At 68.5% G+C, this 14,537-nt stretch carries 10 protein-coding genes; 8 read left to right on the top strand and 2 right to left on the bottom strand.

Annotated features, from left to right (window positions below):
• Window positions 1-5 precede the first annotated feature (5 nt).
• Window positions 6-488, top strand: coding sequence for a pantetheine-phosphate adenylyltransferase (coaD, locus tag G6N33_RS03890; protein WP_044510673.1), 483 nt, complete (start codon window positions 6-8; stop codon window positions 486-488).
• A 118-nt stretch (window positions 489-606) separates the two neighbouring features.
• Entirely contained in the window at window positions 607-1,836 is a 1,230-nt protein-coding gene (locus G6N33_RS03885; RefSeq protein ID WP_044513104.1) for a saccharopine dehydrogenase family protein, read from the top strand.
• On the opposite strand, the gene G6N33_RS03880 is transcribed toward G6N33_RS03885, so the two are convergent.
• Window positions 1,833-2,507, bottom strand: coding sequence for a flavodoxin family protein (locus G6N33_RS03880; RefSeq protein ID WP_044510675.1), 675 nt, complete (start codon window positions 2,505-2,507; stop codon window positions 1,833-1,835). The genes G6N33_RS03885 and G6N33_RS03880 overlap by 4 nt on opposite strands.
• Before the next feature lie 225 nt (window positions 2,508-2,732).
• Between G6N33_RS03880 and G6N33_RS03875 the strand changes: the two genes are divergently transcribed.
• Genes G6N33_RS03875 through G6N33_RS03855 form a run of 5 tightly spaced genes read left to right on the top strand, consistent with a single transcriptional unit; the run spans window position 2,733 to window position 6,772 of the window.
• Window positions 2,733-3,647, top strand: a complete 915-nt coding sequence (locus tag G6N33_RS03875; protein ID WP_231382600.1) for a metal ABC transporter solute-binding protein, Zn/Mn family — start codon at window positions 2,733-2,735, stop codon at window positions 3,645-3,647.
• A complete protein-coding gene (locus tag G6N33_RS03870) occupies window positions 3,648-4,529 on the top strand; it encodes a metal ABC transporter ATP-binding protein (RefSeq protein WP_081662232.1) in 882 nt (293 codons plus the stop codon).
• Window positions 4,526-5,443 carry a metal ABC transporter permease gene (locus tag G6N33_RS03865; RefSeq protein WP_044510678.1) on the top strand — a complete coding sequence of 306 codons (918 nt, stop codon included), beginning with the start codon at window positions 4,526-4,528 and terminating at the stop codon, window positions 5,441-5,443. The genes G6N33_RS03870 and G6N33_RS03865 overlap by 4 nt, the downstream gene beginning before the upstream one ends.
• Window positions 5,440-6,450, top strand: a complete 1,011-nt coding sequence (locus tag G6N33_RS03860; RefSeq protein ID WP_081662233.1) for a metal ABC transporter permease — start codon at window positions 5,440-5,442, stop codon at window positions 6,448-6,450. Before G6N33_RS03865 ends, G6N33_RS03860 begins: the two co-directional genes overlap by 4 nt.
• Window positions 6,392-6,772: a Fur family transcriptional regulator gene (locus G6N33_RS03855; protein WP_044510680.1), complete on the top strand. Its 381-nt coding sequence runs from the start codon at window positions 6,392-6,394 to the stop codon at window positions 6,770-6,772. The genes G6N33_RS03860 and G6N33_RS03855 overlap by 59 nt, the downstream gene beginning before the upstream one ends.
• Window positions 6,773-6,777: 5 nt before the next feature.
• Here the strand turns inward: G6N33_RS03855 and G6N33_RS03850 are convergent, their stop codons facing one another.
• Window positions 6,778-7,896 carry a permease gene (locus tag G6N33_RS03850; protein WP_044513108.1) on the bottom strand — a complete coding sequence of 373 codons (1,119 nt, stop codon included), beginning with the start codon at window positions 7,894-7,896 and terminating at the stop codon, window positions 6,778-6,780.
• A 329-nt stretch (window positions 7,897-8,225) separates the two neighbouring features.
• Here G6N33_RS03850 and pks2 point away from each other — a divergent pair, with 329 nt between their 5' ends.
• The gene (pks2, locus tag G6N33_RS03845; protein WP_101528591.1) at window positions 8,226-14,525 is read left to right on the top strand and encodes a sulfolipid-1 biosynthesis phthioceranic/hydroxyphthioceranic acid synthase; all 6,300 of its coding nucleotides are present in this window, start codon (window positions 8,226-8,228) and stop codon (window positions 14,523-14,525) included.
• The last annotated feature ends 12 nt before the right edge of the window (window positions 14,526-14,537 follow it).

Raw genomic sequence — 14,537 nt, 5'->3', positions numbered from 1 at the left:
CGCTTATGAGCGGCGCCGTATGTCCGGGCTCGTTTGACCCAGTGACGTTGGGTCACATCGACGTCTTCGAACGCGCCGCGGCGCAATTCGACGAGGTGATCGTCGCCATTCTGACCAACCCCGCGAAAAAGGGCATGTTCGACATCGACGAGCGGATCGCGATGATCGAGGAGTCGACCACCCATCTGCCCAATCTGCGCGTCGAGGTCGGTCAAGGTCTGGTGGTGGACTTCGTGACGTCCCACGGGATGACCGCGATCGTCAAGGGCCTGCGCACCGGCACCGATTTCGAATACGAATTGCAGATGGCGCAGATGAACAAGCACGTCGCGAATGTGGACACGTTTTTCGTGGCGACCTCGCCGCAGTATTCGTTCGTGTCGTCGTCGTTGGCCAAGGAGGTCGCGATGCTGGGCGGCGACGTCACTGCGTTGTTGCCGGATCCGGTGAACCGTCGGCTGCGGGAGCGGCGTTCGCGTGAGCACTGAGCGTGGTCCCGCGCCGGTCGCAGTGCTGCCGGGGGATTGACGCGTGAGTTCGGCCGAGCGTGAGTTCGACCGCGAGTTCGACCGCGAGTTCGACCGCGAGTTCGACCGCGAGTTCGACATTGTCGTCTACGGCGCGACGGGCTATTCCGGCCGGCTGGTGGCCGAATACCTGGCCCGGGCCGCGGGCCACGCGCGGGTTGCGCTGGCCGGGCGCTCCCGAGAGCGGCTGCTGGCGGTGCGCGAATCCCTCGGCGCCGGGGCGGGACAGTGGCCGCTGATCGTGGCCGACACCGCGCAGCCCGCCGCCGTGCAGGCGATGGCGGCCCGCACCCGCGTGGTGTTGACCACGGTGGGCCCCTACACCACGCACGGTTTGCCGGTGGTGGCGGCATGCGCCAAGGCAGGCACCGACTACGCCGACCTGACCGGTGAGGTGATGTTCGTGCGCACCGCCATCGATCGCTACCACAAGCAGGCCGCCGACACCGGGGCCCGGATCGTCGTCTCATGTGGATTCGCTTCGTTGCCTTCGGATCTGAACGTCTACCAGCTCTACCGCCGCGCAGTCGACGACGTAACTGGCGAATTGTGCGACACCACCCTGGTGTTCCGGTCCTTCTTCCAGGGTGGCGGATCGGGCGGCACCGTCGCCTCGGAATTCGAGGCGATGCGCACCGCGTCCCGCGATCCCGCGGCGCGTCGGCTGATGGCCGACCCGTACACGCTGACTCCCGACCACGGGGCCGAGCCGGATCTGGGCCGCCAGCCCGACTTCCGGTGGCGGCAGGGCAGCCGGATCGCACCCGAACTCGCCGGTTTCTGGGTGGGCGGTCTGGTGTGGGCGCCGCACAATACCCGAGTCGTCCGGCGCAGCAACGCCTTACAGGACTGGGCCTATGGCCGCCGGTTTCGCTACTCGGAGACCATGAGTCTGGGTAGGTCATTCGCCGCGCCGGCGGCTGCCGCGGCGGTGACGGGAACCCTGGCCGGTGTATTCAGCCTGGGCACCAGGCACTTTCACCGGTTGCCGCGACGATGGCTGCAGCGGTTGACCAAGCCCGGTACCGGTCCGGGCGAAGCGCTACGTCAGCGCGGTCACTACACGGCACAGACCTACACCACCACCACATCCGGGGTCCGCTACCTGGCGACCGTTGGCCAGCAACTCGACGCCTACAGCGGTACCGGGGTGCTGCTTGCGGAATGCGGGCTGGCGCTGGCCTTCGATCGTGACCGGCTCGCCGCTGTGCGCGGCGTGCTCACCCCGGCCGCGGCGATGGGCGAGGCGTTGCTGACGCGGCTGCCCGCCGCCGGGGTGGCAATGAACACGGTGCGGCTGAATCCTTAGCGAATCACCTGCTGCGGCAACCGGTTCGCGAGTTCGGCAGCGAAATGCCGGGTCTGCTCGAGTTGATAGGGTACGACGTTGGTCGGCGGGATGGGCACGCCGAAGTAGCGATCGCGATACCGGCCCGACCGCAGGTAGCTGATCATCGACAGCCCGGAGGCCAACTGCCCGCCGAGGTATTCGAAGTGGATGCCACCCAGATACCGGCCGCCGCGCTGTTCGGCGAGCTTGCGTGTGGCGCGGAAATTTCCGCGCCAGTAGCGACGGCACACGCAGAAGGTGGCGAACGGGGTACCGGCCAGTAGCCGGTCGGCCTCCGGGGACTTCAGGAAGGTGCGCATGGGCAGGTTCGTCGTGAACCACCAGGTCGAGGAGCCGATGCAGACCAGGTCGTAGTCCCCGGCGCGCACCTCGTCGGGGGTGCGGATTTCCCCGCCGGCGCGGCGCACTTGCGCGGGCAACATACTGAGCAGGTCGAGCATCGCGTGCCGCAGCGGGACGCGGGAAAACCGCTGCGCGTAGCGACGATCGGTGAACTCGATGCGGGCCTGACGCACGTCGAAGCCGCGTTCGCCGAAGACCTCGCCGGCGGCCTCGAGTACCCGCAGCGCCTGCCCCGTGAACGTGTAGTACAGGAGCAAAACCCGCGGCCGTTGCTCGTCGGAGGCCATCGGGTCAAGGTAGCAAAGTACGCCATTCACCGGAAGCAATTTGCCCTGTCGTGCAACGCGATTCCGCCCAGTCCCGGCCGGCAGCCGGGGGTGCGGATTTGGTGCGCGCGGTGCTGCAAATGTCGCGGCCGCGTGCTACCGTCGCTGTGTTAATGAAAACCATTTTCAATAGGTCAGGGGAGTGATGTGATGGCAGGTCGGCGGCGGAGAGCGGCATGGCTGGCTGTGAACACGGTCGCGATACTGCTGGGCGCGATCGCGTGCAGCGGTGGCAATCCGCCGCAATCTAGCCCTAGCGGCACGGCCGGCCCCGGCGCGGCGGCCAAGCTGTCGGTGGTCGCCACCATCAATGCGTGGGGCAGCATCGCCGCTCAGCTCGGTGGCGACCGGGTTCAGGAGACCAGCATCATCACCAACCCCAACACCGACCCGCACAGCTACGAGCCGTCGGCCGCCGACGCCCGCACCGTCTCCGACGCGACGGTCGTTGTCGAAAACGGCATCGGCTACGACGCCTGGGCCGACAAAATGCTTGCGTCCCAATCGGGCTCGAAGCACACCGTGGTCAACGTCGGCGACACCGTCGGGGTCCCGGCGGGCGGGAACCCGCACCAGTGGTATTCGCCCGACTCGGTGGCGAAGGTTGCCGGGGCGATCACCGCCGCATACAAGAAGGCAGACCCGAACGATGCGGCATATTTCGATCAACGCAACGCCGAGTTCCTCAACCAAACCCTGGCGACCTACCACAGCCTGATCGCCACCATCAAAGCCAAATACGCCGGGACCCCGGTCGGTGCCAGCGAGTCAATTTTCTCTCCACTCTCGGACGCGTTGGGGCTCAATCTGATTACCCCACCGGAGTTCCTCCAGGCAATCAGTGAAGGCACTGATCCCTCGCCGGCGGACAAGGCCACCATCGACCAGCAGATCGCGAGCAAGGCGGTCAAGGTGTACGTGTTCAATACCCAAAACGCCACACCGGATGTGCAGGCCCAAGTCGACGCGGCGAAGAAACAGGGCATACCCGTCACCACGGTGACCGAGACACTGTCGCCCGAAAACGCGTCGTTTCAAGATTGGCAGTCCAGCCAACTGTCCGCCCTGGCCGACGCCCTGCACAGCACGACGGGGAAGTAGATGACCGTCGGCGTCCCCGGCCGCGCGGGCCACCGGATCGGCGCGGCGGCGGCTCAGCAGACCGTGGTACGGATGCGCGGCGCGTCGGCTGTGGTGGGCGGCAAGACCGTGTGGTCGGGCGTGTCCCTGGACCTCGCTGCCGGAGAATTCGTCGCGGTGCTCGGACCGAATGGCTGCGGGAAATCGACGCTGCTGAAAGCGTTAATCGGCCTGATGCCGACGCGCGGCCTGGTGGAAGTGCTCGACGAGCGGCCAGGGCGGCGCGCGAACCTGATCGGGTATCTGCCGCAACGACGCGCGTTCGACGCCAGCGTGCGAATCCGCGGCGTCGACGTGGTGTCGCTGGGGTTGGACGGCGCGCGCTGGGGCACACCCGTCCCTGGACTGGCCCGCCTGCTGGCTCCGCGACGATCGGCGCGACGGCGAAGAAGGCTCGACTATGTCATCGAAACGGTCGGCGCCAGTGGCTATGCCACGCGTCCGATCGGCTGCTGCTCCGGTGGCGAACAACAGCGGCTGCTGATCGCACAGGCGCTGGTCCGCCAGCCGAAGCTGCTGCTGCTCGACGAACCGCTCGACAGTTTGGACGTCCCCAGCCAGGCGGGGATCTGCGCCTTGGTGGGCGACATCTGCCGCCGCGACGGTGTCACCGTGGTCATGGTCGCCCACGACGTCAACCCGATCCTGCCCTACCTCGACCGCGTCATCTATCTGGCGGCCGGGTCAGCGGTGATCGGTACACCCGATGAAGTGATCACCGCCGATCAACTCAGCGGTCTTTACGGCATGCCGATCGATGTTCTGCACGACCGAGCAGGTCACCTGTTCGTCGTCGGCCAGCCCGGCGCCGTTCGGACTCAAATCGCCGGAGCGCGTGGATGACTGCGCGGCTGAGCTGGAATGTGATCGCCGACGTCGAACAGATGTGGGTCTATCCGTTCATGGTGACCGCCTTCCGGGCCGGCACCGTCGTCGCCGTCCTGGCCGGTGTCGTCGGATGGATCATGGTGCTGCGCAAGGAAAGCTTCGCCGGGCACACCCTAGCCATCGTCGGCTTCCCCGGAGCCGCTGCCGCGGCGTGGCTGGGCATCGCCACCGGGTACGGCTACTTCGCCGCCAGTCTCGGCGCCGCCGCGGTAATTGCGTTGCTGCCCAGGTCAACTCGCGCGGGAACGCTGAACAGCCGCAGCGAGGAATCCGCCGGCATCGGGACGATCCAAGCGCTCGCACTGGCGACCGGGTTCTTGTTCGTCAGCCTGTATCACGGATTCTTGTCGGGGTTGACCAACCTGCTGTTCGGCACCATCGCCGGCGTCACCGCGCAACAGCTCGGCGTGCTGGTGATGGCCGCGCTGGTGTGCCTGGTGCTGCTGGCCGTGGTCGGGCGGCCACTGCTCTGGGCCTCGATCGATCCGGACGCCGCCACCGCCAACGGCGTGCCGACCCGAGCCGTCGCCATGGTCTTTCTGCTGGTGCTCGGTGCCGCCACGGCCGGTGCGAGCCAAATCACCGGCAGTCTACTGGTTTTCGTGTTACTGGTGGCCCCGCCCGCGGCCGCGTTCCAACTCACCGCCCGGCCCGCGACGGGGATCGCGTTGTCCATCGTGCTGGCGGTCACGGTGACATGGCTGGGTATCGGGTGTGCCTTCTATTCGCCGTATCCAATCGGATTCTGGGTCAGCAGTTTCGCATTCGCCGGCTATCTGCTGGCCGTGGGCTATCGGGCGGCCGCCGAACGAGCGTTGTCGCGCAACGATCGGCAGCGCGTCCCGGCGGGTCCGCTGGTGACAGCATGAGCAGGTTCGACGGCTACGTGCGGGCATCGGATCCGCTGACCGGCGCGGCGAACATGCTGTCGCATCCGTTCATCGACCACGCGCTGGTGGCCGGGAGCGCGGTGGCTGCCGTGTGCGGGCTGGCCGGTTACTTCCTGGTGCTGCGCGGCCAGGTCTTCGCCGGGGACGCGCAAGGACACGTCGCCTACTCCGGCGCCATGGCGGCCCTAGTTGCGGGCGTCGACCCACGGGTGGGACTGTTCACCTCAACAATCATCGCGGCCGTCGTGCTGGCCGCGCTGAGCCGAGTCGGTGCCGACGACGTCGCGATCGGGTCGTTCTTCTCCTGGATACTCGGACTGGGTGCGCTGTTTTTGACGTACTACACCAGCCATGGCAGCGGCAACAACGGCACGGCGAACGTGAATGTCTTGTTCGGCAGCATCTTTGGCATCAACGATGACGCGAGGACCTTCGCGTTGGCCGGCGCGGCGACGTTGACCGCGGTGTTGGTCGCCATCGCCCGTCCACTGCTATTCGCCACCATCGATCCGGGCATCGCCCGGGCTGCCGGCGTGCCGACCCGACTGCTCAGCATGATCTTTTTGGTCGTTGTCGGAATCACGGTCGCCGAAGCCACCCAGATCGTCGGCACCCTGGTCGTGCTCGGCCTGCTCGCCGCCCCGGCCGCCGCGGCCGTCCGGCTGACCAGTCAACCCTGGTTGGGGTTCTGGTTGTCCGCGCTCCTGGCCGCCGCCGCGATCTGGATCGGCGTCACCGTCGCATACGCGGTCCCGGCGGCACCGGCGACCTTCACCATCATGAGCGCCGCCGCCGCCGGCTACCTGATCACCGCCGTCATCGGTGCCCGAGACCGCCGGCGCTTGCGCGGCCCGGGGGCCGTTCGACCACCCAACACATCCGAGGAGCACAACAATGCCGTCGCCGCGGCTACTACACCGCTCGCGCATGACCGCCCAGCAGCGAGCCGTGCTGGACCTGCTGCAGCGCAGCGACCGCTTCCGTAGTGCCCAACAACTGCATCTCGAGCTTCGCCAAGACGACGGCGTCCGGGTCGGACTGGTGACCGTGTACCGCATCCTGCACGCGTTCGCCGGCCTGGAGATGGTGGAAACCCAGCGCGCCGAGGACGGCGAGATGCTGTATCGGCTGCGCACCACGTCCGAGCATCGACACTACTTGCTGTGCCGGCAGTGCGGGCTCGCCATCGGGTTCACCGTCGACGACGTCGAATGCCTCACCAGTCAACTCGCCCAGCAACACCGCTTCACCGAGGTCGCCCACCAGATCGACTTCTACGGCACCTGCCCCCAATGCGTCGACACCTGACGTGCTCAGTGGTGGTGGTCGCCGGGTTCTGATTCGGGGGAGCCGCCCATCATCCGCAGCATCGGCAGTCCGCCGGAGGTGACGAACCGGGCGACCAGCACGACCGCGATCGCCAGGAACACGATGTTGAGCCAGGTGGTGTAGTTCCACGACACGGCCGCCTCCATGACGGTGGCATTGCGCTGGTGGGGGATGAGATTCGTTGCGCCGAACAGCAATTCGACAGAGTAGCCGGCGACGACCATGGCGAGGTAGAAGGTTGCCAGGATCGTCAGCATCATCCTGGCGCCGTAATACTTCCGGTAGATGTTCAGGATCGGCAGGATGATCAGGTCGGCGAAGATGAACGCGACGACACCACCGAAGCTGATGCCGCCGTTCCACAGCACCGCGGCCAGCGGCACGTTCCCGATCGAGCACACGAACGACACGATCGCCACGACCGGCCCGACGATCGGGCCCCACAGCGCCGCCGCGCCGGGATGGTTGGCCAAAAAGAAACCCTGCCAGAAGGATTCGGGAACCCACGCCGCGATGGCGCCCGCGATCAACAGACCCAGCACCAGATCGCGCAAGATCGCCAACCACTCCATGACGAACACGTGCGACACCGAGGTGAAACCCTCTGCGGAGCACAACCGTTGCGCAAACGACCCGTCCCGCTTGATCGACATGTCCATCGCGGCGTGGCCTTCCATCGAACCGGCGAGGCCGCGCTCGGCCTGGACGCGGGCCGCGTCGACGAGCCGGGACCGCACGAACAGCCGGAACAGCACCGCCAGCACCACGATCATGATCGGTCCGCCGACGAACTCCGCGGCGGTGAACTGCCAGCCCATCAACAACGCGAGGATGATGCCCAGCTCGACCACGAGATTGGTGGAGCCGATCTCGAACGCCATCGCCGCGGTGAAGTCGGCGCCCTTGCGGAACAGCGACCGGGCCAGCGCCACCGAAGCATACGAACACGACGACGAGGCCGCGCCCAGTCCGGCCGCCACCGCCAGCGTGCGGGGCCGGTCGTCGCCCATCAGGCTCACGATCGTCGACCGGCGCACCACCGCCTGCACCACCGCGGAGAGCAGAAAGCCCAGGATCAGCGCCCAGGTGATCTCCCACGTCATCGATCCCGCCAGCGCGAGGGCGTGGCCCAGGGCCGCTAGTGCTTTGCTGGTCACTTCGGCCTCCGTGGGTGCGTGCTGCGGTGATTATCGCCCAACGGGGTCGCGCGCGCCCTCTTGGTGGCTGCCCCCGTCGGGTGAGTGAACAATTCCTCCATTCCCGCGCCACCGCGGGGACCGGCGTCTAAGCTGGTGCGGTTCGAATATTTCCGTGTCGATACCCGGATTAGTGGTTCTGCGAGCGCTGCTACGGGGGTTCCGTTGCGCGTATCGACATCTGGTGGTGCTGGGGGAGGCGCCGCCGGCAGAGCTGAGACGAGGTACGAACGGCGATGCAGTCGCGTGTTACGCCCATTGCGGTCATCGGGATGGGCTGCCGGCTCCCCGGCGGTATCGACTCACCGGACGGGTTCTGGCAAGCGCTGCTACGTGGCGACGACCTGGTGACCGACATCCCGCCCGAACGGTGGAACGTCGAGGAGCACTACGACCCCGAGCGCGGAGTCCCCGATCGGTCGGTGTCACGCTGGGGCGGCTTCATCGACGACGTCGGGGGCTTCGACGCCGCCTTCTTCGGTTTCGGGGAACGCGAGGCGACTGCCATCGATCCGCAGCACCGATTGCTGCTGGAGACGTCCTGGGAAGCGATCGAGCACGCCGGCATCGTGCCGGCATCGCTGAGCGGCTCGCGCACCGGCGTGTTCGTCGGGCTCTGCCAGCAGGACTACACGCTGATGACCGGCGACGCCGGCGTGCTGGGCGACGCCTACGGCTACACCTGCACCCCGTTCAGCATGGCCTCCGGGCGCATCGCCTACGGGCTGGGGCTGCTGGGCCCGGCCATCACGATGGACACGTCGTGTTCGTCGGGTCTGCTCGCCGTGCACCTGGCTTGCCGGAGTCTCGACAGCGGTGAGAGCGACATGGCCTTGGCCGGGGGCGCGATGCTGGTGCTGGACCCGCGGGTGTCGACGTCGGCGTCGGGCCAGGGCATGCTCTCGCCGACCGGCCGCTGCCACACGTTCGACGTCGCCGCCGACGGATTCGTCCGTTCCGACGGGTGCGCGGTGGTGGTGCTCAAGCGGTTGTCCGACGCTGTGCGCGACGGCGACCGGATCCTTGCGGTGGTGCGCGGCACCGCGGCGAATCAGGACGGCCGGTCCGAGACCATCACCACGCCGTCCTCGGTTGCCCAGGCCGCGGTATACCGGGCGGCATTGGCGGCGGCCGGAGTCGATCCGTCGACGGTAGGCGTGGTGGAAGCGCACGGCACCGGGACACCGAAGGGCGACCCGCTCGAATTCACCAGCCTGGCAGAGGTTTACGGTGCCTCCGGTAACCGGGTCGCGCTTGGCTCGGCCAAGAGCAATGTGGGCCATACCGAGGCGGCCGCCGGCGCCGTCGGATTGGTCAAGGCCGTCCTCGAGTTACACCACGGTGTGGTGCCGCCGATGGCGCACTTCACCCGTCTGCCCGACGAACTCGCCCGCATCGACACCGGACTGTTTGTGCCGCAAGAGGTTACGCCGTGGCCGGACAAACGCGACGCGCAGGGCCCGGTGCCGCGACGGGTCGGAGTGACGTCGTTCGGGATGTCGGGCACCAATGTGCACGCCGTCCTAGAGCAGGCACCCGACGGCCCCGCCGAGCTCTCTGTGCGCCCCGCGCCCGATGCCCTCGTCTTGCCGCTGTCGTCGACGTCGGCCGGCGAGCTGCGCCGCACCGCGGGGCGGCTCGCCGACTGGCTGGCCGCTAATAAGGCCGGCGTGTATGCCGCGGACCTGGCTTACACCCTGGGGCGCCGGCGCGGCCACCGGAGGGTGCGCACCGCGGTGGTCGCGGGGAACAACCTCGACGAGCTGACTGCACGGCTGCGCGAAATCGCCTGCAGTGAAACGCCTTACCCGCCGGCTGCCGGGCGCGACGACCGTGGGCCGGTGTGGACCTTCTCCGGGCAGGGCTCGCAGTGGGCGGCGATGGGGGCCGAGCTGCTGGCCAAGGAGCCGGCGTTCGCGGCGACCGTCGCCCAGGCCGAGCCCCTGATTGCGGCGGAGTCCGGGTTCTCGGTCACCGAAGCGATGTCGGTACCGGAAACGGTGACCGGCATCGGTCGGGTGCAACCCACGCTGTTCGCCTTCCAGGTCGCCATGGCCGAGGCGATGCGGTCCCACGGCGTGCAGCCCGGCGCGGTCATCGGGCATTCGATGGGCGAGATCGCCGCGGCCGTCGTCGCCGGTGCGCTGTCGCTACCCGACGGCGTCAAGGTGATCTGCCGGCGCTCCGAGCTGATGTCGCGGGTGGCGGGCGCCGGGGCGATGGCGACGGTGGAGCTGCCCGCCCAGCAGGTGCGCGACGAGTTGGCGGCCCGCGGCATCGGCGACGTCGTGGTGTCGGTGATCGCCTCGCCGAACTCCGTCGTAATTGGCGGCGCTGCCCAGCGGGTTCGCGATCTGGTCGCCGGGTGGGAGGCCCGCGACGTGATGGCCCGCGAGGTGGCCGTGGACGTCGCGTCGCATTCGTCGCAGGTGGACCCGATCCTGGCCGACCTGGCCGTGCGGCTCGCCGACCTCACGCCGGACGTGCCGAAGGTGCCGTATTACTCTGCGACGCTGGATGATCCGCGTAGCGCACCGGCTTTCGACGCCGGCTACTGGGTGCACAACCTGCGCCAGTCGGTGAAGTTCGCCGCCGCCGTGCACGCCGCCTTGGACGACGGTCACCGGGTGTTCGGGGAGCCGTCGCCGCACCCGCTGCTGACTCGTGCGGTGGAACAGACCGCTGCCGCGGCCGACGTCGTCGTGCACGCGTTGGCCGGCATGCGCCGTGAGCAACCGGCCCCGCACGGCCTGCTCGGTTTTCTGGCAGATCTCTACAGCGCCGGTGCCGCAATCGATTTCGCCGCGCTGTATCCGGCTGGCCGGCTGGTGGATGCGCCGCTGCCGACCTGGACCCGGCAACGGCTGTTGGTCGAGGCCGACGAGTCGGCGAGGCGCGGTGAGTGCACCGTCGCGGTGCACCCACTGCTCGGTGCACACGTCCGGCTGCCTGAGGAGCCGCAGCGGCACGCCTGGCAGGGCGAGATCGGCACCGTGGCGCTGCCGTGGTTGGCCGAGCACCAAGTAAATGGCGTCGCGGTGTTCCCGGGCGCGGGTTTTTGCGAAATGGCGCTGGCCGGGGCGGCCGAGATCTTCGGACCCGATGCCGAGGTGCGCAATGTCCGGTTCGAGCAGATGTTGCTGATGGACGACGAAACCCCGGTCAGCGCAGTGGCTTCGATCAAGGACGCCGGCGTCGCCGAGTTCGCGGTGGACACCGACCGCGACGGCGAACGGTCCCGGACCGCGACCGCACAGTTGTGCCGCACCGGCGACGCGAGCGCCGAGGAAAAACCGCAGCGCCGCGACATCGCGACCCTGCTGGCCACCCACCCGCGGCGCACGGACGGGGTCGCGCTGCGATGCTCGTTCGCCGAGCGTGGCGTCGATTACGGCCCCGCCTTCGCCGGCCTGGTCTCGGCATACAACGCGGAAGGCAAGAGCCGCAGCGTCGTGGCCGAGGTGGAGGTGCCCAGGGTGGTCCGTTCCCAGCAGGGCAGCTATGGCGTTCATCCGGCCCTGCTGGACGCTTGTTTCCAGACGGTGCTGGCCCACCCCGCCATCAAGGACGCGGCGCAAGTCGGCTTGCTGCTGCCGGTGAGCGTGGCGCGGTTGCGTCGGTACGCGCCGGCCCGCGGCACGCGCTACTGCCACGCGCGCATCGTGTCGGCGAGCGAGTCGGCCCTCGAGGTGGACCTGGATTTGCTCGACGAGACCGGCGCCATGGTGCTGGCCGTCGAAGGCCTGCGCATGGCGGCCAGTGGCGGCGGCGCCGAGCAGTTGATGACCGAGCGGCTGTTGACGGTCGAGTGGCAGCGACAGACGTTGCCGGCCGCGCCCGAAAGACCGGTGGGCAATTGGCTGTTGATCACCACCGCCGAGGCGGACCTGCTGGGCTCCCGCCTCGCCGACGCGCTGAAATCGCTTGCTGCCCAACCCTGCCCGCTGACCTGGCCGCAGCAGGCCGACCACTCCGCCAAGATCGCGGAGCTGTCCGCGGCGGTGCGCGGTGGCATCGAGGGTGTGGTGATCGTGTGCCCGCCACCGGCCGGTCCACCCGACGAGCAGGGGTTGCTGCAGGGCCGCGAGCAGGTGCGCCACCTGGTCCGCATGATCCGCGAACTGCCGGAAATGTCGGCCAAGCCGCCGCGGCTCTACGTCCTGACCCGGCGGGCTCAACTCGTGCTGGGCGATGACCAGCCCAACCTGGTGCAGGCTGGGCTGCGTGGCCTGCTGCGCGTGGTGGGCGCGGAGAACCCGCAACTGCACACCACCCAGATCGACCTGGCCGACGACGAGGACATCGAGCTGGTCGCCCAGGAACTCCGGTCCGGTACGGCCGAGGATGAAACCGCCTGGCGTGGCGGCCAGTGGTATACGGCCCGGCTGCGGTGCACTCCGCTGGGGGCCGACGAACGCCGGACGACCACGGTCCACCACGAGACCGAGCAGCTGCGCGCGCTGGTGCGCCACCCCGGCGACCTGCAGACCCTGGAGTTCGTCGCGTTCGACCGCACCGCACCCGGTGTCGGGGAGGTGGAGATCGCGGTCGAGGCGTCCAGCGTCAACTTCGCCGAAGTGCTTGCGGCGCTGGGCCGTTACCCCGATCTGGAGGGTCAGCCGCATCAGTTGGGCTTCGACGTGGGCGGTGTGGTCACTCGGGTCGGCGACGGCGTCACCGGCCTGCGGGTCGGGGACCGGGTGGGCGGCTTCTCCGGATTCGGCAACGGTAGCTGGGGCACGTTCGTTACCTGCGATGCCCGATTGGTGGTCGGTCTGCCGGCCGCTGTGTCCACCGTGCAGGCCGCCGCGGCGGCCACGGCTTACGGCACCGCCTGGTACGGGTTGTCCGAGCTGGCCCGGATCTCGGCCGAGGACAAGGTGCTGATTCACTCCGGCACCGGCGGCGTCGGTCAGGCCGCGATCGCGATCGCGAAGCTAGCCGGCGCCGAGATCTTCGCCACCGCTGGCAGTCCCGAGCGTCGAGAGCTGTTGCGAAGCAAAGGTATTGAGCACGTCTACGACTCGCGCAGCACCGAGTTCGCCGAGCAGATCCGCCGCGATACCGACGGCTACGGGGTCGACATCGTGTTGAACTCGCTGACCGGTGCGGCCCAGCAGGCCGGGATCGAGCTGCTGGCTTACGGCGGGCGGTTCGTCGAGATCGGCAAGCGGGACATCTACGCCGATGCCCGGCTGGGCCTGTTCCCCTTCCGCCGCAACCTGTCGTTCTACGCCGTCGACTTGGCGCTGCTCACGCACACTCACCCGGGCCGGGTGCAACAGCTGCTGCGCACGCTGTATCAGCGGATCGCCGACGGAGACCTGCCGGTGCCGTCTTGCACCGAATATCCGCTGTCGGAGGCGGCGACGGCGATCCGGGTGATGAGCGGCGCCGAGCACACCGGCAAGCTGGTGCTCACCGTGCCCCGGGTCGGACAGACCGAAGCGGTGCTGGCGCCGCAGCGAGCACCGGTGTTCCGCAACGACGGCGCCTACATCGTTACCGGCGGTCTGGGTGGTTTGGGATTGTTCTTGGCCGGCCAGATCGCCAAGGCGGGGTGCGGTCGCATCGTGCTGACGGCTCGCTCGGCTCCGACCCCGAAGGCGCGTCAGGCGATTGAGCGTCTTCGCGCGAACGGGACCGACGTCGTAGTGGAGAGCGGCAATATCGCCGAGGCCGAGACGGCCGCCGCGGTAGTGGCCGCGGCCACCGCGACCGGTCTGTCGTTGCGTGGGGTGTTGCACGCCGCCGCCGTCGTCGAGGACGCCGTGCTGGCCAACATTACCGACGAGCTGATCGACAAGGATTGGGCGCCAAAGGTCAACGGGGTGTGGAACTTGCATCGCGCGACCGCCGGGCAGCCGCTGGACTGGTTCTGCTCCTTCTCCTCGGTGGCCGCGCTGTTCGGGTCGGCCGGGCAGGGTGCCTACGCCGCGGCATCGAGTTGGCTGGACGCGTTCACGCACTGGCGCCGCAGCCAGGGCCTGCCGGCCAACGCGATCGCGTGGGGCGCATGGGGCGAGATCGGCCGCGCCACCTTCCTGGCGGCCGGTGGCCGTACGACGATGATCGCCCCGGAGGAGGGAGCGCGGGCGTTCGAGACGTTGTTGCGTTACGACCGCACCTACACCGGCTACGTGCCGACGACGGGTGCGCCCTGGCTGGCCGCACTGGTGGCGCGCAGCCCGTTCGCCGAAGCCTTCCAGCAGTCCGGGGACCAGCACGGTGCCGAAAGCTCTGCGTTGCGAGCCGAATTGCGGGCCCTGGCGCCCGGCGAGTGGCCGGCCCGGCTGCGCCGTCTCATCGCCGACCAGACCGGCCTGATCCTGCGCCGTGCCATCGATCCCGACCGGCCGTTCGCCGAGCACGGGCTGGACTCGCTGGGCAACCTGGAACTGCGCACCCGCATCGAAGCCGAGACCGGCATCCGCGTCACGCCCAAGACCATCGCCACCTACAATTCGGCGCGCGCGTTGGGGCTGCACCTGTCGGAGACGCTGGCTGCCGAAGAGGCGCCACTGGCGGCGACGTAACGGGGGCAGTCG

It is taken from the genome of Mycobacterium simiae (assembly GCF_010727605.1).
Taxonomy (GTDB): Bacteria; Actinomycetota; Actinomycetes; order Mycobacteriales; family Mycobacteriaceae; genus Mycobacterium; species Mycobacterium simiae.
The sequence above is the reverse complement of the archived record's forward strand: the minus strand, read 5'-3'. Positions and strand labels throughout refer to the sequence as shown.

Excerpts from the sequence above, each read along its gene's own strand:
- coaD (WP_044510673.1), top strand. The coding sequence starts at position 6 with ATGAGCGGCGCCGTATGTCCGGGCTCGTTTGACCCAGTGACGTTGGGT.
- G6N33_RS03880 (WP_044510675.1), bottom strand. The coding sequence starts at position 2,507 with ATGGCCTCCGACGAGCAACGGCCGCGGGTTTTGCTCCTGTACTACACG.
- G6N33_RS03870 (WP_081662232.1), top strand. The coding sequence starts at position 3,648 with ATGACCGTCGGCGTCCCCGGCCGCGCGGGCCACCGGATCGGCGCGGCG.
- G6N33_RS03865 (WP_044510678.1), top strand. The coding sequence starts at position 4,526 with ATGACTGCGCGGCTGAGCTGGAATGTGATCGCCGACGTCGAACAGATG.
- G6N33_RS03860 (WP_081662233.1), top strand. The coding sequence starts at position 5,440 with ATGAGCAGGTTCGACGGCTACGTGCGGGCATCGGATCCGCTGACCGGC.
- G6N33_RS03855 (WP_044510680.1), top strand. The coding sequence starts at position 6,392 with ATGACCGCCCAGCAGCGAGCCGTGCTGGACCTGCTGCAGCGCAGCGAC.
- G6N33_RS03850 (WP_044513108.1), bottom strand. The coding sequence starts at position 7,896 with ATGACGTGGGAGATCACCTGGGCGCTGATCCTGGGCTTTCTGCTCTCC.
- pks2 (WP_101528591.1), top strand. The coding sequence starts at position 8,226 with ATGCAGTCGCGTGTTACGCCCATTGCGGTCATCGGGATGGGCTGCCGG.